Genomic DNA, 25,281 nt, shown 5'->3' with positions numbered 1-25,281 from the left:
AACGATTAGCTTTCGTTACTAATGGTAAAGAAGCTAGCAAGAAAAGAAAAAGCCACTTTCGATTCGTTGAAAGTGGCTTTTTTATTGGTGGCTTAAGGCTGGTATGTGTAATCGACTTATAGCTTTTTGGTTAAGAGCCTTAGCCGTGTTGCAGTTCATCATTGTTAATGTTTGGTTCCAGTTGGGTTGATAGGAAAATCTGTATTTTCATAAATGTCAGATAGTTTTTTCGGTTTCTTCTCTTTCGCTCCTTTGTTCAATTGATTATGAGTTTCGCTTAAAAGCCATTCCTCATGCATTTTTGCTGAATCCAAAAACTCTGGATCTTCCATTGCTTCCTTGCGAAGTTTATTTACACGTTCGAGAGTATCCCAAATCATAATACTTCACCTCCACTAAGGCAGTAATATAAAGATAGCTCAACCCCATGAAACTTCAACTAACCCAATGAGATAGCGATCTCAATTTCGTAATTCACTCGCTTTAAATGAGTGGATATGGTCACCTTTAGTTGGACTCAAATAGTGGGTCTTTCCCCATGATCTTCGAAGATCATTAGGCACAAAAAAAGCGAGCTCGATGCTCGCTTTTTGTTTATCTATCTGTTGCTCGGATTACCAGCACTAGCTCGATTAAATCACACCGAGGTTAAGCACGGTTACCAATTTTCACCTTGCCATTGGTAGCAAACCAAAGGGCTTCTGAACGACGACGACCGATTAGAATCGGGCCATCATCGTAGAACAAGAAGTTCTTCCAATGCTTCTTGAAAATCGCCCATTTGGTTTCAAGAACATTGTACTTTTCGTAACAAAAATAAACAGTTACGTCATCTTGCCAATCAATAAAGTTAAGAATCTCTTCTGGCATTTCAGGCTCATCCGCTTCCCAATGCGCCATCCAACTGATCTCTTCATTCCAGTTCGATGCTTTGCTTGGCCAGTCTTGCGAGCTCAGTCGTTCTGCGTCTGGGCTTTGAGGGCTCACGTTCTCTTTCCAGAACTGAGATGCTCTCGCCTGTGTCATTGGCTTAATCTTTTCCAAGTCCTCTGCCGGAAGCGGCATTGACTGGTGTGTGAAAATCCATTTTCTTTGGTATTCGTCCAAAGTTGTGTATGACATCAAAATTCCTCAAATATCTGCTCAGGCTGATGGATTTACCATGCCTATCTGTTCTTTTTGATGCAGCGGCGATTAGCAAAGCTTGATATACGCTGCGTCTAAATTTTGTTTACGTTTAAAAGCTATTTGCCTTTAACTAGTACTACGTCTTAGCAATATTGCCGCTAAATAACGCGTCTATCTTCCCAATTTGGGTTAACTAATGCTGTCAGTATATGGTCTTCCCATTTACCGTTAATCTGTAGGTAGTCTTTAGCAAAACCTTCTCGGACAAAACCAAGATGTTCTAATACGCCAGCACTGCGTTCGTTGTGAGGCATGTAGCCCGCCATTAAGCGGTGCATGTTCTGCACATCAAACATGTAGTCTTTGGCCATGTTCAAACCTCTGCGCATGTAACCGTGGCCCTGTGCACTTTGCGCCAATGAGTAACCGACATTACAAGCGTAGAACGGGAAACGAGACAAATTACTGAACGATATGGTGCCTAACATTTCATTAGAGTCAGCGTTAATCAGTAAACAGTAATAGCCTAGCCCCATTTTATGAAGCTCGTTTAACTTAATCAGTCGCTGCGCCCAACTCGCTCTATCAAAGAACGCATCTTCGCGTATCGGCTCCCAAGGTTTCAGGTACTCTCTGTTAAACTGAAAGTACTTGCTGATCATGCCAGCGTCATCGATTTCAGCCGTGCGTAAAATCAGATTACCATCATGCTTATAAATGCGCTCTGGTGTACTCAAATCTTCCATAATCTTGTTCTTATTCGATCAGTTCTTTCTGATACCGTAATCACGAAGCTTATTCGCAATTGAGGTATGAGATACATTCAAACGTTTTGCTAGCTTACGGCTTGATGGGAAAGACTGATAAAGCTTCTCTAGAATCTGAGATTCATAGTCTTTCATGATTTCATCGAGCGAACCATCTAAGCTCAGGTTCGCCATTCCTGCCGTCAATGTTTCAAGCTGTGGCAAGTGGAATTGCTCAACCGTTAGCGTGTCTGAATCCAACTCTGTTAGTGCGCGTAGAACCATGTTGTCTAACTGACGAATGTTGCCCGGCCATTGGTAATTACCAAGCTGGTCGACTAACTCTTGAGTCAATTTTGGTTTTAACATACCTAACTGCTGCGCGTACTTTGCAACGAACAGTTCCAACAGTGGCGCTACGTCGTTTGAGCGTTCACGCAATGCTGGAATAGACAGAGTCAGTACATTCAAGCGGTAGAACAAATCTTCACGGAACGAACCCGAGTCGGCTAATTCAGAAAGACGGTGGCGCGTTGATGCAATAATACGAACATCCGCGTGCATCTCTTCTTCTTCACCAACACGACGGAATGAACCATCTTGTAGGAAACGCAGCAGCTTGATTTGAAGATGCGGGCTCATCTCGCCAATTTCATCTAAAAATACGGTACCGCCATTCGCTTGTTCGAAAATACCTTTATGACCTTGCTCATGGTTGAATGAACCCGGCGCATGACCAAACAATTCCGTTTCCGCTACGTCATCAGGCATCGATGCACAGCTTAGAATCAAGAATGGGAAAGACGATCGATTTGAACGGTTATGACACGCTTTTGCCAACATCTCTTTGCCTGTCCCTGTATCGCCTTCAATTAATAGAGGCTGATCCAGCATAGCCAATTTCTTAGCTTGGCTGATCAAGGCTTTATGGCGATTAGAGACACCAACAAAGTGTTCGAAACCTAGGTTGTTCTGTTCTGGGATTGAATCTGGCGAGTTCATCTCTTGATTACAAGAACGAATCGTCATTACTGCGCTTGCCAGTACCGCTTCGTTGACATCACCACCAAGGTAAATCGGCAGGATCTCAATAGAGAAATCTAAGCCATCCAACACGACAACTTCACGATGGCGCGTTACATCGCCTTCGATCCAACGAGCAAAGTTAAAACTAGGAACAAACGTCGCGAGCGGTTCACCGATGACTTCATCTTCTTGTTTGTTGAAGAGGCTCAATGCGGCGTGGTTAGCCATATCGACTGAGCCTTTAAGGTCAATCGCAATAACAGGATCAGGTAGGTTTGCCAGCAGAGCAATCAGCTCTGTGTTATGCCTTTCGCTTGGCATAAATTGGATTTTACGTACATCCTTCACACCTGAAATTCGGCGAATTTCAGCCATAAGTTCACTAAAAGCATCAAAATCAATATCAGGGCAGTTTAGATAAATAATACCTTTAACATCAATTTCGATTCCTCTTAAATCAATGCTTTTTGAGGCCAAGATATCGAGCAACTCACGCGTTAAGCCGAGTCTGTCTTCACACAATACTTCAAGACGCACAAATAGTCCTATTATAGGTGTCAGGATAAGTTGACAGTAGTGTGGATTAAGCTCTGAGTTCAGTCAAGAAGAAGAGTAAACATATGTTTACTCTTCTTCTCAAACTATTGAGCTTCAAATGCTTTATTTAAGAGTGATACGCTTTATTTCAGAAAGGACGGCTTTGCGGAGGTCTGCCAGTTTTACTTTTCGTTCGTTATGCCAAGGCATAGGACGCAGCAATGTCATGGCTTTTAAGCCCAGTCTTGCAGTAAGGATACCGACACCTAGCCCCTGCCCTGCTCGAGCTGAGACTTTGCCTGCAAGATCCATCGAGACGAGATCCATACTTGCATCAATCGCGAGCTCACTTGCTCCTGCAGCGGCCATGTTGATTAACACCAGTTTAAATAGCTTAATGCGAGACCAGTAGCCAAGCTCAATGCCATACACATCAGCAAGCTTGTCTATCATGGTGAAATTTCGCCAAGCCACCAACAACATATCAGCCGCCGCCAATGGACTCACCGCGACCAAAGCCGCCGATTCGGTCGAAAACTTAGTGACGATTTGAGTCGCTACTTTGTCTTGTTGACTCACGACTAACGCATCGTACATATCCAACACTTCTGCATCACTGTGTGCAGGGTTAATGCTGTTTCGCCACTTATCGTACGAAGGAGACTCAGCGATAATGCCGCCTTGCTTGGCGATGTTTTCACAGAACGCTTTGCCCTTGCCGACACTTTGACTTTGGAGTAGCTCTTCACTCTGCTCTTGCACACTAAAGTGATCTTTAAGTGAACGCAGTTTCCACAGCTCTTTGCCTATTGCGCCTAAACCCAATGAAGCAATGGCAGCAATGAAGCCTGCCCAACCTAACGCCAGCCAGTCAGCCGATTGAATCGCGGTAATGACCGAATCAATTGCCTGCCATCCAACTAGGCCAGAGAAAGCGACCAATAAACCCGTTCCAAACCACTTCTTCTTTTTGCTCGGTCGAATCACTTGTTCCAATTGCTGCTCAGCTTCACCATCAAGATCAGCTTTCACTTGCGGTGCGACAGGGACAAATTTCTCTTGCTCTGTGAACAGTTGTTGAGCGCCTAAATCCGGGCCAACGTCACTCTTGTCTTGCTCATCAAAAGAGGTCTTCAACGGTTCATTAAAGACCTGCTTTGTTTTTAATTCACTCATTTTGATTGCCTCAATTACTTCAACTTGTCGCCAATGAGATACTCTAAAACCTTGTCGACTCTTAGATGTTGGCAAGGCTCATCGGAATGTTGCTCCATCGGTCTAAAGCTCGTGAAATCAAACTGGTTGGTTTCCCAATACTGTTTATTAGGCAACTTACGCGGCACCTCTCCCGGATACATGGTTTGAGGGACATTATCCAAAGTCACACCTTGCAACGCCGGAACATTGTCTGAACCCGACGAGATATAACCCGCGCTGGTCGCTTGAATAGACGCGATACTCATACAACTCATGTCGATGTGTTCAAACGCCGCCTGCTGCCAAGCTGGATGCACCATCTGTTGTAACAGTGACACCAAGTTCGGATGTTGATCCGGTGTCACGTGGTCAGCTTTTGTGGCTGCAAACAAGATCTTGTCGATCTTCGGCGCGAATAAACGTCTTAAGATATTGCTTCGACCGTACTTAAAGCTCTTAAGTAACTGTTCTAACGCGCCACGCATGTCCATGAAAGAGTCATAGCCCGCATTAAGTGGCTGTAAGCAATCCACTAGCACGATTTGTCTGTCGAACGTCGCGAAGTGATTCTTGTAGAACGCTTTGACGACCTTCTGTTGATACTCTTCATAACGCGCTTTAAGTACCGCATAGTTACTTGTTTTTGAGAACTTACCCTCAGGTGCGATGCACGGGAAGAATTGCAACACAGGCGCGCCTTCAAGCTCACCGGGTAATACGAATCGACCCGGTTGTACCCAATGCAGCCCGTTACTTTTACAAGTATGAAGGTACTGAGTGTAGCTATCGGCAATCGCGACCAGTTTCTTTTCGTCCGCTTCTGCTAGCAAATCGATATCACCACGCATGGCGTTCCACTGTTGCGAGTAAGTTTCTCTGTCGCCTTTCAATGCGGCAAACTGAGATTGGCTCCAGGTATCGAAGTCCATATCCAGTAACGGCAAATCAAGCAGCCATTCACCTGGATAATCGACAATATCGAGATAAAGGGTGCTGTTTTTACTCAGTAGCTTTTTCGCGCCCTTCGCAGGCTTATATTTGATTGCTAGACGAATCTCACTGACATCACGCGTTGGCACTGGCCATTCTGGTGGCTGTGCATTCAACGACTCCATCGCTTCATCATAAGAGAAGCGTGGAATCATCATGTTGTGTTGCGGGATACGCTTTGCGCCAATAATTCTTCCATCTCTCGCCGATGCAAGCAGTGGCAAGTTTTTGTGGGTAGACGTATGAAGAAGCTGATTAACCAGCGAAGTAATGAATGCTGTCTTACCCGCACGAGAGAGCCCCGTGACCGCTACTCGAATATGAGAATCCGTTCCTCTGCTTATAAAGTCACTCATTTCTTGAGTTAGGTGTTTCATTTGAACGACTCCGTGATAGTTAGGCTAGCTGGTTATGATAATAGAAAGGCAAGCCTATGTTCTTTCCCCGTTGGGATAGTTTGTATGCTTTTGCTTATGTTGATGAGTATGCAATACACATTCTTAATGCTAGATGAATAAAAGCCCCTGACTACATTCATAATCAGGGGCTTTAGAATTTTTGCACGATATCCGACGTCTAATCGTCTTCAATCAACTTGTAGATAACAAACAGTGCAATCTCTGCAATTAGCCAAAGCGCACATGTAATCGTCACGTATTTATTATCAAAGATACTGATCCCTTTCAAGATCAGGTCGTAGCCAACAAAAGCACCAATCACCACTGCCAAGATAATCTGTAGGATCTGAATAAAACGAGGCATTCCTCTCTCCTATGTTCTTATATCAAACTATGTGTTTATCACTATATCATTGATAATAAGACAAAAGTGCAGATAATGCTGCACTTTTGTCTTTAACTTTCTGTCAAAAATTGCAATTCAAACGCTGAAGTTAGCGACAATTACGATTTTTTGGCGTCGATTAATTACGCTTTCTCAGCTTCAGCAATCTTCACTTTCCACGTGTCAGGGCCGATCTGGTGTGCGTTCACGCCGTTAGAGTCAACCGCTACCGTTACAGGCATATCTTCAACTTCAAACTCGTAAATCGCTTCCATACCGAGATCTTCAAACGCAACAACGCGTGCTTTTTTAATTGCTTTTGCGACTAAATAAGCTGCACCACCAACCGCCATTAGGTAAACCGCTTTGTGCTCTTTGATTGATTCAACCGTTGCAGGGCCACGTTCCGCTTTACCGATCATGCCCATAATGCCAGTTTCGTTCAGCATCATGTCAGTGAACTTATCCATACGTGTTGAAGTTGTTGGGCCCGCAGGACCTACCGCTTCATCACCTACAGCATCAACAGGACCCACGTAGTAAATGAACTTGCCTTTGAAATCAACGCCGGCTGGTAAGCCTTCGCCGCTTTCTAGCATGCCTTGAATACGTTTATGAGCAGCATCACGACCGGTTAAGATCTTACCTGACAGAAGAACCGTTTCGCCGGTCTTCCACTCTTGTACGTCTTCTTTAGTCACTTCATCAAGGTTAACACGACGTGTATTTGCGCCCGCTTCCCAAGTGATGTCTGGCCACTCTTCTAACTTAGGTGGCGTTAGCTCTGCTGGGCCGCTGCCATCTAGTGTGAAGTGAACGTGACGCGTTGCTGCACAGTTCGGGATTAAGCAAACTGGCTTAGATGCTGCGTGTGTTGGTGCTGTTTTGATTTTTACGTCAACCACAGTCGTTAGACCGCCAAGACCTTGTGCACCAATACCTAGCTTGTTTACACGGTTGAAGATGTCTAGGCGAAGCTCTTCTTCTGCGTTCTCAGGGCCTTTTTCGATAAGCTCTTGAATATCGATGTGTTCCATCAAAGATTCTTTCGCTAGTACCGCTGCTTTCTCAGCCGTACCGCCAATGCCTATACCTAGCATACCCGGTGGACACCAGCCTGCCCCCATTGTTGGCAGCGTCTTCTCTACCCATTCTGCAATATCATCAGAAGGGTTCAGCATAACCATCTTGGTTTTGTTCTCAGAACCGCCGCCCTTAGCCGCGATTTGAATTTCAACTTTGTTGCCTGGAATCATATTAATGTGGACAACCGCTGGTGTGTTGTCTTTGGTATTAATACGCTTACCTGCAGGGTCCATTAGGACAGATGCACGCAATGGGTTATCTGGGTTGTTGTAAGCTTGACGAACGCCTTCATCAACCATCTGTTGTACTGTTTGATCCGTTTCCCACCTAACATCCATACCGATGTTCACGAAACAAGTAACAATACCCGTATCCTGACAAATTGGACGATGGCCTTCCGCAGACATGCGCGAGTTGATAAGAATCTGAGCGATCGCATCTTTAGCTGCTTGGCTCTCTTCTTTCTCGTACGCTTTTTCTAGGGCTTGGACGAAGTCTAAAGGGTGATAATAAGAAATGTACTGAAGTGCGTCAGCGACACTGCTGATCACATCTTGCTTACGAATAACCGTCATTGCATGCCTCTTTATTGTTCTGGTTCCATGTGGGTTCACAGTTTGACTATATGTGCCAAATCGAATTAGGTGGTTTAGCTTTTTATTGTGTTGAGCTGTATTTAGTTGCTTTAGCAATCGCTTGCATAGCTTTAAACTAAACCACTTGGATTACTCCGTTCTAATCAAGAACCCATTTTATTTTCAATTTATGATACTCTTGCTTCCTCTCACACGCCATGCAGTGATCGAACTCTTTGTCACAAATTAAACAAATGAATAACAACGAATTTCGCTCTATCCAAATCAAGCCGCTTGAATATCAATCAACTTTAGCTAAACAGCTGTTTTCCCATATTGAAAACCTGCCGTGGGCAATGCTATTACGCTCCGCTTCAGAAAGCCACGTTGATAGTCGATACGATATTTTAGTTGCTCAACCCATCGCCACCTTCGAGACAATCGGTGCAGAAACGACCGTTAATGTTAATGAGACGTGCGAGGTTTCAGACTCTGATCCTTTCGAACTACTCGACCAATATCAGCAACAATTATTGCCTGCGACTAAAGAGCACACTCAGTTGCCATTCGTTGGCGGCGCTTTAGGCTATTTTAGCTATGATTTAGGGCGCAGAGTCGAGACACTTCCATCACTCGCAAAGCGTGATATTGAAGCACCTGACATGGCAGTTGGCTTGTATGAATGGGCTGTTATCGTTGACCACCAATTGAAAACGGCGTGTATTGTCGGTAGCAATATCGATGAACATCATGATTGGCTAATGCAGCAGATGGCTCAATCACACCTATCACATGCGCCCTTTGGGTTAACCACACCGTGGCAATCCAATATGAGCGAAGAGAGCTACGCCACTAAGTTCGATAGTGTTCAAGAGTACCTGTTATCCGGGGACTGCTATCAGATTAACTTAGCTCAGCGCTTCAATGCCCAATACCAAGGTAGTGAATGGCTGGCTTATGACAAGTTAGAACAGTACAACTCAGCGCCCTTTTCGGGTTTTATCCGTTTGGCCGACTGCGCAATCATCAGTGTTTCGCCAGAGCGTTTCTTAGAACTCAAAGACAACGTCATTGAAACCAAGCCAATCAAAGGCACACGACCTCGTTCTGAGGACCCGATGATTGATAATGCCAACGCGCAAGACCTAGCAAGCGCCGATAAAGATCAGGCGGAAAACTTGATGATCGTCGACCTACTTCGTAATGACATTGGCCGAGTAGCAAAACCGGGCACAGTGCATGTACCAAAGCTCTTCGATATTGAAAGCTTCCCTGCCGTGCACCACTTAGTGAGCACGATACGAGCGGACCTTGATGACCAATACTCTGCAACTGACCTTCTGAGAGCCTGTTTCCCTGGAGGCTCGATTACTGGCGCACCAAAAGTTCGCGCGATGCAGATCATTGAAGAGTTAGAACCGCATCGACGTTCAGCGTACTGCGGCAGTATTGGCTACATCAGCCGAAATGGCAGAATGGATACCAGTATTACCATTCGTACATTAGTCGCCGAGAACAACACGCTTTATGCTTGGGCTGGCGGTGGTGTGGTATTTGATAGTGATTGTGCTTCTGAATACCAAGAAACACTGGATAAGCTGAGTCGAATTCTACCGGTACTTGAAGATTGCTAAACCTAGTTTCATTAACTGCGAGTTCCGCGACTTAATGACGAGTTCCGTAGCTTAACGGCTAGCAAAAGTTCGATATAAAAAGAAACCGAAGGATCGTAAGATCACTTCGGTTTTTTAGTCTGTAAGTTAGAGTACATAACTCACAACGCTTTATTCGCGTGTTTAAGCGACCTTCACCGCTGAGACACCCCACTTCTTGAGCATCTCTTTCAGATCGTTGGCGGTGTAAGGCTTACTCAAAATGTCATCCATTCCACACTGAATACAACGTTCGCGTTCTTCCAATGTCGTTCCGGCGGTCAGTGCCACAATAGATTTAACGTAACCCTTCTCTCTTAGCTTCTCTGTTGCTTCAAACCCGTCCATAACAGGCATTCTGCAATCCATGAATACAATGTCGTATTCGTTGTCTGACGCGAGCTCAAACCCTTCGACACCATTGCTTGCGATAGCTGGTTCAATCTCATGTTTACGAAGCATCTGTTGGATGATGATCTGGTTCATCTTAATATCATCAACCACCAGCACTTTAAGTAGTGACAATTCCGCCTCATACTCAAAGCCCTTGGCGACACTATCACTCTCTGCCGGAACATCGACAACTTGAAGAGGAATCGAGATGGTAAACGTCGTGCCTGAACCAACGACACTGGTCACCCCAATATCACCATTCATCAGAGCCACCAGTTTGCGACAAATCGCTAACCCAAGTCCTGTACCCTCATAGTTCCGACTACTTGAGTTATCTGCCTGCGTAAAAGGTTCAAACAGCGTCTTATGCGCCGATTCAGCGATTCCGACTCCGGTATCTTCTACAGAGAAAACAAATTGGTTTTTGTCCCACTCAATATCAACATTCACATGCCCTTCTTCTGTAAATTTAATCGCATTACCTATTAAGTTCACAAACAGTTGTGTGATGCGCTCTAAATCGCCTTGGAAATGGGAGGGAACGTTTGACGCAACACTGATATTGAATTCGAGCTGCTTCTCAATTGCTCGATTGACGAAGATGCTTTCAATCGTGTTTCTCAAATCACGTAGGGCAAATTTCTTTGGAATAAGCTCTAACATCCCTGCGTTAATTTTGCTGTAATCCAATAGATCATTAATGATGGTTCGGAGAAACTCTCCAGATTGGCTCAGGTTGTTCACTATCTCACGCTGAGAGCTATTCAGTTCGGTATCACTGATCAACTCGGCACTGCCTAGTAAGCCATTAAGTGGAGTTCTTAACTCATGATTAATCATGGCCACAAAGTCACGCGTTGCCCTTTCGGACTCTTCCGCTCGTTTACGTGATTCAATATTTCGGTTGATTGCTAGTTGATGGGTTAAGGCACTGCAGATAAGGTCCGTGACCAACAACAGTTGGCTTTGGATAAACTCGTAGTCTTGGTCTAACAACCTGACTCTGACGATTAACGCACCAACTATGACTTTTTCAACCTCTAAGGGCACGGTCAGTAGGTTGTCTTGCCAATGAGGTTCTTGAATGTCTTGCTCTAACACCTCGACAGTCTCATCGCCATAATCATAGGTCTGTAACTGAGGGATGAGCTTGGGAGGTAGAATCAAACGACTGGCTTCGATTAAGTAACTGTTAGTCACGTTGGTCGTTAGTTCAGATAGCATGACATCATCGAGATCATTTCTTAGAAACGCGCGCCCAAAATCAATCAACAGGTTGTCGATTTGTTCTTGGAATTCAATGCGGCGTATATTCGCGTTGGAGCGCTTTTCTAACTGACGCAAAGCAAGCTCAAGCTGTTGGTTAGCCTCGAACAGTTCGAGGCTCTTCTGTTCCAACAATCCTTCAGCCGCTTTCCTTGCCGCGATTTGACGCTTAAGCTTCTTCTCTAGGGCAGATGCCAGATCCATATTACTTTTCTACTTTGAGATTAAACCTAACCACGCTTTGGTCATCATTTTGTGGCGTCATCTCCACCGCGATAGATTCACCGTGGTATTCAGCACATCCTTCAATAAGCCCTAAGCAAACATGAGACATACACCTTGCGCTTTTGTAGTCAAAAACAAGTTGTGCTTCGTTCGTGGTGATAAAACTGAATTCAGGTGGCTCAGCATCTGGATAGAGCTTCTTCACTTCAACATGAATGTAACGCTCTACGTGCTGAATAAATTGAAAGGTGGTATTGCTGTGAGCAAGGCTCGCTTTATTCGGTAATGAGGCCAGTAAGTTCTTAAATACAGACTGCCCAAACACGCGTTGCAAGCTTGCCGCATCAATATCGGTTTTCTTACTCAAGTTGATAATCAACCTGACAAGGTCTTTGTGGTCGTAACTGCCGACCGACGTATAGATTCCTTCATCTTCTGACATTTCTAGAACTTCTTCCAAAAGCTCTAGCCCAAACTTGTCTTCAACAAGCTCTAAAAATTCGGTGAATATGATTCCTTTCATCTCATACCTTTTCTTCTATTTCTTTTTAGAATGGTCCACTAAGTTATTGTTATCAAATTCTTAAACAAAAAATCTACGTTTCGTCACCCAATTTTATGACATCGATAACGCTTACTCGCCTGTATGCACATATTGAATATAGCAAAAATCGTCATTTTGAGGAGATTCATCGGTAAACAGCCTCTCATGACGCCCAATTGATAACTAAAAGAGGGAAAGTGAATGAAGAAAAACTCGATATTGGTAATCAACCCACGGTTATGTCTATACTTAAAATCATAATAATCAATATATTGGCTTGATATGAATAAAGAAAACTTCCTTCAGCAATTCCAACTTAACCCTACCGTTGGCTATCATCCTGAGTCAGTAGAGCGTGTTTCGCACATCAGTGGCGAGCAATTACGTAAAGCGGCAGTGGTGGTAGGTTTAGTTGAAAGAGAAGATGGTTTACATGTCATTTTTACTAAAAGAGCGGCTCATTTAAAGCATCACCCCGGCCAAGTCAGCTTTCCTGGTGGTAAACACGAACTTTCTGACCCTTCTATGCAATTCACTGCACTCAGAGAGCTCCATGAGGAGGTGGGAATTCGATCGGATCAAGTTAAAATTATTGGGCAATTACCAGCATTGAGTACTATTAGTAAATTTTCTGTGACGCCGATTATTGCCATGGTCGATCCTGACTATGAAGCCATCATTGATGAGAACGAAGTTGCCTCAATTTTTGAGGTACCCGCTACCTATGTTTTAGACCAAGCCAAGTTACACAGCCACACTGTTAACTTTAAACAAATCAAGCATCGGGTTTTTGCGATGCCTTTCCAAGAGCACCTAATTTGGGGCGTTACGGCGCAAATTATCCAATCGCTGCAGCAACACGTACTGCAACGAATCACATAGCAACTACGTTTTATTTAATCTCTGTTAACAAAATCCAGACTTTCTATGGAACAGATTTATTAATGCAATTTTACGCAAACGTTTCCCTGGTATAAATCTATACAACCCCGCCTTTCGCATAAATAAAACTAATACTAGGCATAAACATAAATCACATGTAGCACGCTATTTTCGTGATCAAAAATTCGTTTTTCGCATATCATGTGACACGCCGTTTCATTACATGATTTAGATCTATTTTTTGCAGAAGAAAATTCTGCAGAATTAGCCCCGACTTATTTCCTGTTCCCAAAAAATGAGTAATTTAACATGAACACAACAACTTCTTCGGCAAATGCCGTTAAAGATTCAAGCAAGTTTAACTATAAAGATTTTACCTGGTGTTTATCACTATTCGGTACAGCAGTTGGTGCTGGCGTACTATTCCTTCCAATCAAAGCTGGTGCGGGTGGTTTTTGGCCATTAGTTATCCTAGCTCTAATTGCGGCACCAATGACTTGGTTCGCACACAAATCTCTAGCTCGTTTCGTACTGTCTGCTAAAAACCCTGAAGCTGACATTACAGATACAGTAGAAGAACACTTCGGTAAGACTGGCGCAAACCTTATTACTTTCGCTTACTTTTTCGCTATCTACCCAATCGTTCTGATTTACGGTGTTGGTATCACAAACACTGTTGATTCTTTCCTAGTAAACCAAATGGGTATGGAATCTATTCCTCGTCCTCTTCTTTCTGGTGCACTTATCCTTGCTATGACAGCAGGTGTTGTATTCGGTAAAGAGCTGATGCTTAAAGCAACTTCAGCAATGGTTTACCCACTAGTATTCATCCTACTAGCGCTATCTTTTTACCTAGTTCCTGATTGGAACACTTCAATGATGGACGTAAGCCCAGAATGGTCAACAATGCCTTCTATTATCTGGCTTGCAATTCCAATCATCGTGTTCTCTTTCAACCACAGCCCAATCATTTCACAGTTCTCTAAAGAGCAACGTCGTGTATACGGTGAAAACGCAGTTAAGAAAACTGACGCGATCACTGGCGGCGCAGCAATGATGCTGATGGGTTTTGTAATGTTCTTCGTATTCTCTGTAGTTCTTTCTCTATCTCCAGAGCAACTAGCAACAGCACAAGCACAGAACATCTCTGTTCTTTCTTACCTAGCAAACGTACATGAGTCTCCACTTATCTCTTACATGGGTCCTCTAGTAGCGTTCGCAGCGATTACTTCTAGCTACTTCGGTCACTTCCTAGGTGCTCACGAAGGTCTTGTTGGTCTAATCAAGTCTCGCTCTGGTTCTTCAATCTCTAAGATTGAAAAAGTATCTCTAGCGTTCATCGTTGTTACAACTTGGATTGTTGCGGTAGTTAACCCAAGTATCCTAGGTATGATTGAAACAATGGGTGCTCCAATGATTGCAGCTATCCTGTTCCTAATGCCTGTGTTCGCGATGCAGAAAGTACCAGCTATGGCTAAGTACAAAACTTCAGCACCTGTGCAAATCTTTACAGCTTTATGTGGTCTAGCGGCTATTAGTTCTGTAATCTACGGCGCTCTTTAATCTCAAGCCCTTTTTATAAGATGGCATCCATCTTATATCACGAGATTAGACAAAAAATATAATGATAATAAATGAGCCTCCCTACTCCCCTTGAGAGGCTCTCTTTTTGAGGTAATCGCTATGATTAGTGTATTTGATATCTATAAAATCGGTGTTGGTCCATCGAGCTCACACACAGTTGGGCCAATGAAAGCGGGTAAAGAATTTATTGATGACCTACGTTCAATGGGAAAATTGCGCGACATCACTAAAATCACCGTGGACGTATATGGATCACTATCACTGACAGGGAAAGGTCACCACACAGATATCGCAATCATCATGGGTCTTGCTGGCAATACTCCTGAGCGTGTTGATATCGATTCTATTGCTGGCTTCATTGCTCGCGTAGAAGAAACTGAGCGCCTTCCTGTTGGCATGCACTGTCATACAGTATCGTTCCCACGCGATGGCGGTATGAACTTCCACACTAGCAACCTTTCTCTACACGAGAACGGCATGAGCATTCATGCATGGGTTGGTGACGAAGTTGCATACTCAAAAACGTACTACTCAATTGGCGGCGGTTTCATCGTTGACGAAGAGAACTTCGGCAAAGAAGAAGAAAACCCAATCAAAGCACCTTACGAATTCACAACAGCTGAAGAGCTGGTTAATCAGTGCAAAGAAAGCGGTCTTTCTATCAGTACACTGGTTATGAAAAACCAAGCAGCGTTCCACTCAGACGAAGAGTCTCGCACTTACTTCGCTAACATCTGGAAAACTATGCGTGAGTGTATGGATCGCGGTATGAATACTGAAGGTATCCTGCCTGGTCCACTACGTGTTCCTCGCCGTGCAGCAGCACTTCGCCAACAGCTAATGACTTCAGAAAAAACAACCAATGATCCAATGTCGGTTGTTGACTGGGTAAACATGTTTGCTTTCGCAGTAAACGAAGAAAATGCAGCTGGCGGCCGTGTAGTAACGGCACCAACAAACGGCGCATGTGGCATCATCCCTGCTGTATTGGCTTACTACGATAAGTTCATCCAAACAGTGACAGAGAAAGATTACATCCGTTACTTCGCAGCTTCTGGCGCGATCGGTGGTCTTTACAAGCGTAACGCTTCAATCTCTGGTGCTGAAGTTGGCTGTCAGGGTGAAGTTGGTGTGGCATGCTCTATGGCTGCTGCTGGTCTTGCTGAGCTTATGGGTGGTAGCCCTGAGCAAGTATGTATGGCTGCAGAAATCGGCATGGAGCACAACCTAGGTCTAACATGTGACCCAGTTGCTGGCCAAGTACAAGTACCATGTATCGAGCGTAACGGTATTGCTGCAGTTAAAGCAATCAACTCGACTCGTATGGCGCTTCGTCGCTCTTCTGCTCCTACTGTTTCTCTAGATAAAGTTATCGAAACAATGCTAGAAACAGGTAAAGACATGAACGCTAAATACCGTGAGACATCTCAAGGTGGTTTGGCTGTTAAGGTTGTTTGTTGATAGCCTTTGAATCAATCTGTTTTTAATCAGCAGATAATAAAAAGGAACGCCGATGCGTTCCTTTTTTGTATCTGAATTCCGGCCACTTATATCTAAGATGCTCGATTCGCATCTTAGATAATGGACCAAAGAACTAGATCACTTGTGAGATAAGCAGGAAGCAACCAAACAGCAGTGAGAACAACATCATTGCGCTGCCACCTTCTGCTCGGTATTGGTCATCAGCAACTTTCATGAAACGCTGTTTGTGGACCATAACCAGAGGAACAAACACCGCTAGGAACACCAAGATGATACCTGCGTAATTCAGTACTTGTAGGAACTTGTCTGCCGCAAGCAATGAACCAGCCAACGGCAAGATAAAGCTAATGCAGTACGTTACCGCTGTATTTTGGTTGAACATGTCTTTGTTCTGGTTGAACAACGCCATCGCCACACCAAAGAAAGAGGTCAACAACGCCAAGCCCGTGAAGGTAGACAGAACGTTACCCACCCAAGGAGACTGAGCCTCAAACGCCGCCATCAAATCTGATACGTTCTCAAAGCTTCTGAATTGCTCTTCACTCAAGTTGCCCACTACCGCAAACAACCAGCACAAGTAACACACTAATGGGATCAGAGAACCGATGATCACCATGTTACGCAGCTGTTTGTCTGTCGCTTCGTGGTTGTAAGAAACCAAGGTTGGAATCACCACCATAAAGCCAAAGCTCGTAAACAGGATGGCACTGGTTTTGATTAGGTCAACGTGGTCATGGCTGGTTACCTGCATCAAGTTTTCTTGAGTCATGCTCGGCGCTAAGAAGGCCATGGTTGCAAACAAACTAGCAAGCATCACGAAGAACAATGCTCGATTGAGCTTATCAATCACACCAGTACCACTTGCGACTACTGCGCCAGCAAGCAAGGTAAACACGGTTTGGCTGGTAGTCGCGGTAATTTCGACGCCAAAGTTAGACAGTAACTTACTCAGCAAGTCACCTGCGCCCAGAATGTAAGCCATTAATAGGCAAATCAACAACGCGTATAGCAAGCCGTTGGTAAGCAACTGACCTTGTTTACCCAAGGTTTTTCGGGCAATAGAGTTTAATCCTAGACCGCCACCCGCTTTGATGGTCGCTTCTAGAAGTAGTAATGCTGCGTAAGTCGTACCGAAGCAGATCAGTACCATAAGCAGTGTGCCGTAAAGCAATCCGAATTGAGCTAATACCATTGGGATCGCAAGCATACCAGCACCGAGAGCGGTACCAGCGATAATTAGGGAGCTACCCATCATTTTAATATTCATTGTTTTTAACTTATTTGTTTAGTTTTTATAGATGTGAGTCTTCGTTCATCGAGCGGATGACAAAGGAGTTCAGATAGAAATAAAGTTATAAAACGAATAACAATAGGAGCGATAAGCGGTAAAGAAGCGTGCAGAGACGTTGTCGAACAGGGCGTTCAAAGGGGAGCTTGTCTTAAAAGAGGTAAAACGAGAAGCGTGAGTAAGCATTAACTGATGTGGTGAACCTTCCGTAGGTTCAATAATCGGTGATGTAATCTTGAATTTCATGTATGTGTCCAATAAGTCACATTCCATAGTATTTGAAGCAGCGTATCCGTTGCTGCCCTACCTCTATCATAGAGGTCTTTTCATCTTATCGAATGAGCCTCGAAACACAACGCTATAACCACAATTTTTGCTATTAAATTGAACAAAACAACCATTTGGATATAAATTGACCACTAAGTCGTCTAAAACAATAGTCTTTATTGATAAAAGACAAGCGGACAAATACATCGAGCTAATTAACAACCTAGGCTTTTCTAATTATCAGCACAATCAAAACTCGATGCTGCACTTCAATTTTCCCAAAACAACAGTCTGTTTTAAGAACAGCGAGGAGCTTGAAGCGCGTTCCATTTCAACATCAGACACGACACAAACTCGCTACATCACAGAAACATAACCACAACCGGAGTGTGGTCACACAATTCGTTATACCCCATAGGTGGTAGGAATTCTTACTAGTACAGTATTTTCGTCATTATAATTAATAAAAACAAACACCTTATGCGCTCAACAATCACCTTTAAAATCCTAGTGGCCCTCGCCATCGTGTTCACCTTTTTGCTGGCAATATCGACCTATTTCCAATATTCGCAACAAAAGCAACTTGTAAACTCAGTGTTAAGTGAGCAGCTTCACGACAAAGCAAGTAACTACTTCGATAGCCTCAATATGATGATGCTCACCGGCACCATGGCACAAAAAGAGACCCTTCGTCAGAAAGCACTGGCTCAAGAAGGCATTGAAGACGTTCGTGTTTTACGCGCCGACGCTGTCAGCAAGTTATATGGCCCAGGTAATGACAACCAAACACCGGTTGACGATATTGATAAACGAGCGCTAGCGGGCGAAACCGTTATCGAACCTTTTTCTGCTGATTGGGGCAAAGGCTTGGTTATTGCTCTGCCAATGAAGTCGAGTGAAGATTACCGAGGAACCAATTGTGTCGCCTGTCATATGGCACCAGAAGGTGAAGTGTTGGGTGCGATTCGTCTCGAATATAACCTTAACCATGTTAACTCGCTGATTAACACTCAAACCATGGCTGCTATTGGCATTATGGCAGTGACCTCGTTTGCCGGATTTGTCCTTACGATGGGATTAATTCGTAAGATTATCGTGCGCCCGCTGCAACAGACTTCTCGCTTTATGACCCAAGTCAGCAACGATAAAAACCTATCCACTCGCCTGCCGGAACAAAGCAAGGATGAGATTGGCACGCTGGCTAACTCCATCAACTCGTTCATGGGAACCGTATCTGACAGCTTAGAAAAGGTACAAAGCACCTCGCACAAGTTAAATGCGTCTGCCAACCAACTGACTAGTGTCGCGCAAATTACCGAGCAAGCCGCCAGCGACCAGCAAAGCGAAACCGCAGAAGTGCAACACAATGTCGAAGGAATACAGGCACAGCAAGTCAATGTAGAACAAGCGACTTTAACAGCTTCAGAGCTTATCAATCACACCGCTGATGTGGCGTGTAAGAGTGCCAACCAAGCACACGACGCAAGCAGTGAGATAAAAAACCTCGTTAGCAGCATAGAAGAAGTGAAACACAAAATACTGACACTCAATGAGCAAACCGGAGAGGTCTCTTCAATATTGAGTGTGATTCGTGGCATTGCCGACCAAACCAATCTTCTAGCCTTAAATGCGGCGATTGAAGCGGCTCGTGCGGGAGAACAAGGTCGGGGCTTTGCGGTAGTTGCAGATGAAGTTCGAAATCTTGCATCACGAACGGCAGAGGCAACTGGCAGTATTGAGTCTATCATTCATCAGTTCCAGCAAGGCAGTGAAGAGTCGCTGACTTCTGCCGATCGCGTTTGCGAACAAGCACATCAAAGCTCAACAGATATCGACGCACTGTCCGTTGAAATGAATGGTGTCGTTGAAGAAATGAAACAAGTGCTGGCTCATGCGAAAAATATTCAACAACAGACGCAATCCACTACACACGCGACCGAAGATGTTCAACAAAAGGTTGAAACCATCACTTCTCACGCCGACAACACATCGCAGTCTGCAGCTGAGACTCGTGGAATCAGTAATGATTTAGAAGAGCTGTCTGATCACCTTGAATCTCTTATCAACCAATTCACCTTATCTAACTCAAAGACCAACGATAAAGGTCAGTCATAGTTCGCTAGAACTCCCCTACCGACATCAACAAAAAAGCGCTCAAAGATGAGCGCTTTATCTTCATAACAATGTCTAGCTCAGGCTTTTAAGCTTTTAGGCTTTTAGGCTTTTAGGCTTTTAGGCTTTTAGGCTTTTAAAGTACCTTAAACCACGATTAGTGCGTAATGGAAACCGCAGTTAAATCTTTATGCTTGTGGTACATCGCGTGCTTGAATATTAGATTCGCACTCACGGTATCCATTCCTGCGACCTCTACATAAGCACCCTTTTTACGAAACTTAAATACAACCTTATCAAGCGCCTCAACCGACGTGTTATCTAGGAAAGACGCATCCGAAATATCGATGGTCACTAAAGAGGTCGCATTGTCATAATCAAATAGATCGACAAACGCATCTGAAGAAGCAAAGAAGACATGGCCTTTTACTCGGTGGGTAGTGTGCATTTCGTTAGTCACGACTTCATCGGATATAAACACCATGGATTTACTGGCATGCGCATAAAACAGAGCCGATAACACCACGCCAACCGCAACACCTATCGCAAGATTATGAGTAAACACCACTACCGCCACGGTTGCTAGCATGGTTACATTGGTTGGGAGTGTGTGGTCTTTAAGCTCAACAACAGAACGCCATGAAAACGTGCCGATTGAAACCATGATCATCACAGACACTAAAGCGGCCATCGGTATCAGCTTCAACCAATCAGAAACAAACACCACCATTAGCAGTAAAACAACCCCGGCGATCAAGCTGGATAATCGGGTTAAGCCGCCTGATTTGATGTTAATGATCGACTGGCCAATCATCGCACACCCCGCCATACCACCAAATAGTGAAGCCACGATGTTCGCTACGCCTTGCCCTTTGCATTCATTGTTCTTATTACTTTCAGTATCGGTCAGGTCATCCACGATCGTCGCCGTCATCAATGATTCCAATAAGCCTACAAGAGATAGTGCAATAGAATATGGAAGGATGGTTGTGAGCGTATCAAACGTGAATGGAATATTAGGGATCAAGAATACAGGCAGTGAATCCGGAAGCTTGCCCATATCTCCAATCGTTCTGACATCTAAACCAAATAACAAACTGATAATAGTCAGGGCAACAATCGCGACTAATGGAGAAGGTATCGCACGACCAAACTTGGGAAAATAAGGAAGCAGATAAATGATCGCCAAACCCAAAGCGACTAACACGTAAACGCTCGAAGGGACGTTGATCAACTCAGGGAGCTGAGCCATAAATATAAGAATAGCGAGCGCGTTAACAAACCCAGTAATCACCGATTTGGAAACGAAATTCATCAGATTACCAAGCTTGAGGTATCCAGCCGCGATTTGAATGACGCCAGCAAGAAATGAAGCTGCGAGTAGATACTCTAGCCCGTGTTCTCTCACTAAGGTAACCATCAACAGCGCCATTGCGCCCGTTGCCCCAGAGATCATCCCCGGACGACTGCCAACCAAAGCGGTTACAACACAGATACAGAAAGAAGCATAAAGCCCTACTTTAGGGTCGACGCCTGCGATAATTGAAAATGCGATGGCTTCAGGGATTAATGCGAGTGCAACCACAATCCCAGATAATGAATCTCCTTTAACGTTTGATAACCAGTGTTTTTTTAAATAATTAAGCATGTAATTCTCTTTTACTTGTACAGCCAGTCCTGCCTTGTTCAGACATAATTTGATCGACTGTTTTTCTTGAATGAGCGAGCGCTCGAAAAGTGCGGGTGTAGAGAGAATGCAGGGGTTAAGGCGGCGTAATTAACACGTGAATATTAAACTCCTCTTGTACTTTAGTGGGAAATTAAGAAGGTGATCAAGTCCAAAATGACTGAATCCGCGCCAATATAGAGTGAGTCTCAACACAATCACACTCCCATTATTGAAAACAAAGGTTTCGATTACGCCATGCTCGTTCAGCAGCTCACATAGGGTGAAAGGTAAGGCTGACGCTAAGATCGAACAAAAAACACACCCTCAAACCTATTTATCGTCAGTAGACACAATATTTCTTTCACCAAGCAAGAATAAAGGTTGAAGCTGTCGGTATGACAGGTAATATGTTCAATCGATTTAAAAAGTTTATACAACTTAATGTTTCGGCTAATTATTGTGCAAATGTATATTTATTTGCAGCAATGCCAGAGACTTTGAGTTGAATTTGTCCCTCAATGGAGAATGAAATCAACATGACTTACGCGCCTGTAACAGACGTACTTGGCGGCAAGCTAGCGGTAGACAGTGAAGTAACTGTTCGCGGCTGGATCCGTTCACGTCGTGATTCCAAAGCTGGAATCTCTTTCCTTGCCATTTATGACGGCTCTTGTTTCGACCCGATTCAGGCCGTGGTTCCTAATAATCTTAATAATTACGAAAACGAAGTATTAAAGCTAACAACTGGCTGCTCTGTTGAAGTAACGGGTAAGATTGTTGAGTCTCCTGCGAAAGGTCAAGACTTCGAACTAGCAGCAACTGACGTTAAAGTTGTAGGCTGGGTTGAAGACGCTGACACTTACCCAATGGCTAAGACGCGTCACTCTATCGAGTACCTTCGTGAAGTTGCTCACCTACGTCCACGTACAAACGTGATTGGCGCAGTAGCACGTGTACGTAACTGTCTATCTCAAGCGATTCACCGTTTCTACCACGAGCAAGGTTTCTTCTGGACTTCTGCTCCGCTTATTACTGCATCTGATGCAGAAGGCGCTGGTGAAATGTTCCGTGTTTCTACGCTAGACATGGAAAACCTACCACGCACTGAAAAAGGCGACGTAGACTTCAACGAAGATTTTTTCGGTAAAGAGACGTTCCTAACAGTATCTGGCCAACTTAATGCTGAAGCTTATGCTTGTGCACTAAGCAAGGTTTACACGTTCGGTCCTACGTTCCGTGCTGAAAACTCAAACACAAGCCGCCACCTAGCTGAGTTCTGGATGGTTGAGCCTGAAGTTGCGTTTGCAGACCTTAACGATGTAGCGAAACTGGCTGAAGACATGCTTAAGTACGTTTTCGCTGCTGTTCTTGAAGAGCGCCGCGACGACCTTGAATTCTTCGCTTCTCGCATCGACAAGCAAGCAATTACTCGTCTAGAGCAATTCGTTGACGCTGACTTCGCACAAGTTGACTACACTGACGCAATCCAAATCCTACTAGACTCTGGTAAGAAATTTGAGTTTGACGTTGAGTGGGGCATCGACATGTCTTCTGAGCATGAGCGTTACCTAGCTGAAGAGCACTTCAAAGCACCTGTTATCGTTAAGAACTACCCGAAAGACATCAAAGCTTTCTACATGCGCTTAAACGACGACGGCAAAACAGTTGCAGCAATGGACGTACTTGCACCAGGCATCGGTGAAATCATCGGTGGTGCACAACGTGAAGAGCGTCTAGACATTCTAGACGAGCGTATGATTGCTATGGGTATCGACCCTGAGCACATGAGCTGGTACCGCGACCTACGTAAATACGGTACAGTGCCACACGCTGGTTTCGGTCTTGGTTTCGAGCGTCTAGTATCTTACGTAACAGGTATGGGTAACGTTCGTGACGTGATTCCATTCCCACGTACACCACGCTCTGCAAACTTCTAATTCGAAACCTATTCGATATTAAAAGTTAAGAACAAACAAAAACCTCCGCACTTGCGGAGGTTTTTGTTTGTTCGGAATAAAACGAGTCCAGATGCTTCTGCGTGCCACTATCTGAGACTCATTATTTCAAAAGCTAATCCACATCTTGGTCGATAGCGTATTTTATTGCAAAACCGCAAATTGCCATCATAACGAATGGGATCGCGGCAGTGGTGTATTCCGCCCACGCCATATCAGCGAATGCTTTTGCCAGCAGTACGTGGCCGAGAATAAGCAGAAGCGCACACACAATAGCGACAATAATCAGCTTAACTTCATTTCCCATAGTCATTTTCAACATAACGGTATCTCCAATATTTGGTCTACCGTTATTGAATCACAACTCTTTGGTCAATTAGGCGTACAGTTACCCCACAAACAACCCGTACAGTTGGAATGATTGTCTTTTTTATGAGGGACTTAAGGTTTTACGAGTGCGTAAGTTGATGTGCCAGTTTGCCAAGCCAGATGAGCGCCTGTTCTTTCTCTTCTGTCAGTTCATAAGAGAAGTTCAATCGTATCGCGTTATCCACTCTGCCATGCTCACTAAACAGATCGCCAGATGCAACGCTAATACCTTGTTCGATAGCCAGTTGATGAAACTGTTGGCTGTCGAATTTTTCAGAAAAGCGAATCCATATCAAGTAACCACCAGCCGGCTCTTCAATCTCGATTGAATGCGGAAAGTACTGCTTAATGACATCGATAAATCGCTCTTTCCTGACGACAAGGTTTTTACGCAGTTTACGAAGGTGATTGTCGTAGCTTTCATGCGTTAAGAAATGAGCGACACCAAGTTGAACAGGAGCGCTACTCGATAACGTAGAAAGAAGCTGTAACTTTTGAATCGCGTCGTTAAAACGCGTGTTCACAACCCACCCTACTCGATAACCAGGACACAAACTTTTTGAATACGACCCACAAAGCAAGACGGAATCGGTCTTATCGAAGGCCTTTAGTGGCTTCGGCTTATGCCCTTCGTAATAAAGATCGCCATACACGTCATCTTCAATAATGTAGGTTCCATGCTGTTCTGCAATCTCTACCACACGGCGCTTTGCCTGTTCCGACAAACTGGTTCCCGTTGGGTTTTGAAAAGTCGTCATCAGCCAACACGCTTTAACATCTTGGTTTTGTAGCGCGTTTTCAAACTGCTCTATATTCAACCCATTGATTGGGCAAACGTCCACTTCGATCGGGTTAAGCCCGAGCCTCTCGACAGCCTGCAGAGCACCATAGAATGCGGGAGACTCAATCACGACGTTATCACCCGACTTGGTGACCGTTTGCAGGCTCAAGTTGAGCGCCTCCATAGCACCCGACGTAATCACGATGTCTTGATGATTAACCGTGATCCCTTGCTGCAGATAACGCTGTGCGATTTGCCTTCTCAAGGACTCACTGCCCGGTGGTAAATTATTTATCACACTCGCGCCAGTCATCTTCCTACCCGCGCTGGCAAGGTTTCGAGTCAAGGTAGGTAACGGGAAAAGGTCGGGATCTGGGAATGCAGAGCCGAAAGGAATCACACCTTCGGCTGAACTCGACTTCAAGAAATCAAATAAACGGTCATTAATGGCTTTCTTTTCACTAACGAGTGGCTGTGCGTAGTCAACGCCGTCCAGCCTTGGCGCTACAAAGTAGCCCGACTGAGGTTTAGCTATGATCCACCCTTCGCTTTCTAGCAACTGGTAGGCTTGTAAGACAGTACTATTGCTGACGTTGTAATTTCGACAACTCATGCGTACCGAAGGGATCTTCTCTCCGGATCGCCACGTATTGTTGGCTATCTGAGTTCGAATATCCTTTGCAAGCTCTTCATAACGCGCCATCTAATTGTACTACCTAGAGAAATTCTGTGAGCCGGTGATTT

At 44.4% G+C, this 25,281-nt stretch carries 20 protein-coding genes; 6 read left to right on the top strand and 14 right to left on the bottom strand.

All coding sequences use genetic code 11. The features are described 5' to 3' along the window. Positions 1-164: 164 nt before the first annotated feature. The 8 genes from AB6F11_RS15055 to AB6F11_RS15020 form a co-directional block, all read right to left on the bottom strand. The gene (locus tag AB6F11_RS15055) at positions 165-380 is read right to left on the bottom strand and encodes a hypothetical protein (RefSeq protein ID WP_102394306.1); all 216 of its coding nucleotides are present in this window, start codon (positions 378-380) and stop codon (positions 165-167) included. 268 nt (positions 381-648) lie between these two features. Then, positions 649-1,122: a DUF2947 domain-containing protein gene (locus AB6F11_RS15050; RefSeq protein ID WP_017060433.1), complete on the bottom strand. Its 474-nt coding sequence runs from the start codon at positions 1,120-1,122 to the stop codon at positions 649-651. 164 nt (positions 1,123-1,286) lie between these two features. After that, a complete protein-coding gene (gene rimJ, locus AB6F11_RS15045) occupies positions 1,287-1,874 on the bottom strand; it encodes a ribosomal protein S5-alanine N-acetyltransferase (protein ID WP_102394305.1) in 588 nt (195 codons plus the stop codon). Between the two features lie 18 nt (positions 1,875-1,892). Then, entirely contained in the window at positions 1,893-3,437 is a 1,545-nt protein-coding gene (tyrR, locus tag AB6F11_RS15040; RefSeq protein WP_102394304.1) for a transcriptional regulator TyrR, read from the bottom strand. A 123-nt stretch (positions 3,438-3,560) separates the two neighbouring features. Continuing rightward, a complete protein-coding gene (locus AB6F11_RS15035; RefSeq protein WP_102333205.1) occupies positions 3,561-4,613 on the bottom strand; it encodes a YcjF family protein in 1,053 nt (350 codons plus the stop codon). Between the two features lie 14 nt (positions 4,614-4,627). Next, the gene (locus AB6F11_RS15030; protein WP_017067718.1) at positions 4,628-6,001 is read right to left on the bottom strand and encodes a YcjX family protein; all 1,374 of its coding nucleotides are present in this window, start codon (positions 5,999-6,001) and stop codon (positions 4,628-4,630) included. Between the two features lie 199 nt (positions 6,002-6,200). Continuing rightward, positions 6,201-6,386 (bottom strand): hypothetical protein, encoded by a 186-nt coding sequence (locus AB6F11_RS15025; protein WP_004734731.1) that lies wholly within the window; start codon positions 6,384-6,386, stop codon positions 6,201-6,203. Between the two features lie 164 nt (positions 6,387-6,550). Then, the gene (locus tag AB6F11_RS15020) at positions 6,551-8,068 is read right to left on the bottom strand and encodes a fumarate hydratase (RefSeq protein ID WP_102320448.1); all 1,518 of its coding nucleotides are present in this window, start codon (positions 8,066-8,068) and stop codon (positions 6,551-6,553) included. A gap of 254 nt (positions 8,069-8,322) precedes the next feature. Between AB6F11_RS15020 and pabB the strand changes: the two genes are divergently transcribed. After that, positions 8,323-9,702, top strand: coding sequence for an aminodeoxychorismate synthase component I (pabB, locus tag AB6F11_RS15015; protein WP_017065426.1), 1,380 nt, complete (start codon positions 8,323-8,325; stop codon positions 9,700-9,702). A 162-nt stretch (positions 9,703-9,864) separates the two neighbouring features. Here pabB and AB6F11_RS15010 read toward each other — a convergent pair whose 3' ends face one another. Together AB6F11_RS15010 and AB6F11_RS15005 are read right to left on the bottom strand one after the other, a co-directional pair. Beyond that, positions 9,865-11,583, bottom strand: a complete 1,719-nt coding sequence (locus AB6F11_RS15010; protein ID WP_102394303.1) for an ATP-binding protein — start codon at positions 11,581-11,583, stop codon at positions 9,865-9,867. A 1-nt stretch (position 11,584) separates the two neighbouring features. Further along, positions 11,585-12,127: a heme NO-binding domain-containing protein gene (locus AB6F11_RS15005; protein WP_065584176.1), complete on the bottom strand. Its 543-nt coding sequence runs from the start codon at positions 12,125-12,127 to the stop codon at positions 11,585-11,587. A gap of 303 nt (positions 12,128-12,430) precedes the next feature. Between AB6F11_RS15005 and AB6F11_RS15000 the strand changes: the two genes are divergently transcribed. The 3 genes from AB6F11_RS15000 (at position 12,431) to AB6F11_RS14990 (ending at position 16,075) form a co-directional block, all read left to right on the top strand. Further along, entirely contained in the window at positions 12,431-13,030 is a 600-nt protein-coding gene (locus AB6F11_RS15000; protein WP_102320451.1) for a CoA pyrophosphatase, read from the top strand. Between the two features lie 309 nt (positions 13,031-13,339). Then, positions 13,340-14,593, top strand: a complete 1,254-nt coding sequence (locus tag AB6F11_RS14995) for an aromatic amino acid transport family protein (protein WP_102394302.1) — start codon at positions 13,340-13,342, stop codon at positions 14,591-14,593. Between the two features lie 120 nt (positions 14,594-14,713). Next, entirely contained in the window at positions 14,714-16,075 is a 1,362-nt protein-coding gene (locus AB6F11_RS14990) for an L-serine ammonia-lyase (protein ID WP_017060420.1), read from the top strand. 133 nt (positions 16,076-16,208) lie between these two features. On the opposite strand, the gene AB6F11_RS14985 is transcribed toward AB6F11_RS14990, so the two are convergent. Next, a complete protein-coding gene (locus AB6F11_RS14985; protein WP_102394301.1) occupies positions 16,209-17,351 on the bottom strand; it encodes an amino acid permease in 1,143 nt (380 codons plus the stop codon). 780 nt (positions 17,352-18,131) lie between these two features. Between AB6F11_RS14985 and AB6F11_RS14980 the strand changes: the two genes are divergently transcribed. Then, positions 18,132-19,766: a methyl-accepting chemotaxis protein gene (locus AB6F11_RS14980; protein WP_102394300.1), complete on the top strand. Its 1,635-nt coding sequence runs from the start codon at positions 18,132-18,134 to the stop codon at positions 19,764-19,766. Between the two features lie 154 nt (positions 19,767-19,920). Here AB6F11_RS14980 and AB6F11_RS14975 read toward each other — a convergent pair whose 3' ends face one another. Further along, positions 19,921-21,411: a SulP family inorganic anion transporter gene (locus AB6F11_RS14975; RefSeq protein WP_004734711.1), complete on the bottom strand. Its 1,491-nt coding sequence runs from the start codon at positions 21,409-21,411 to the stop codon at positions 19,921-19,923. A gap of 557 nt (positions 21,412-21,968) precedes the next feature. Here AB6F11_RS14975 and asnS point away from each other — a divergent pair. After that, positions 21,969-23,369, top strand: coding sequence for an asparagine--tRNA ligase (asnS, locus tag AB6F11_RS14970; protein ID WP_017060416.1), 1,401 nt, complete (start codon positions 21,969-21,971; stop codon positions 23,367-23,369). Between the two features lie 133 nt (positions 23,370-23,502). Here the strand turns inward: asnS and AB6F11_RS14965 are convergent, their stop codons facing one another. Then, entirely contained in the window at positions 23,503-23,709 is a 207-nt protein-coding gene (locus tag AB6F11_RS14965) for a hypothetical protein (protein ID WP_102394299.1), read from the bottom strand. Between the two features lie 127 nt (positions 23,710-23,836). Next, the gene (locus AB6F11_RS14960) at positions 23,837-25,240 is read right to left on the bottom strand and encodes a PLP-dependent aminotransferase family protein (protein ID WP_017065418.1); all 1,404 of its coding nucleotides are present in this window, start codon (positions 25,238-25,240) and stop codon (positions 23,837-23,839) included. Between the last annotated feature and the right edge of the window lie 41 nt (positions 25,241-25,281).

Origin of the sequence: Vibrio sp. 10N.247.311.14 (assembly GCF_041467715.1) — a bacterium.
GTDB lineage: Bacteria > Pseudomonadota > Gammaproteobacteria > Enterobacterales > Vibrionaceae > Vibrio > Vibrio crassostreae_C.
This window is presented reverse-complemented; position numbering and strand designations above follow the sequence as displayed.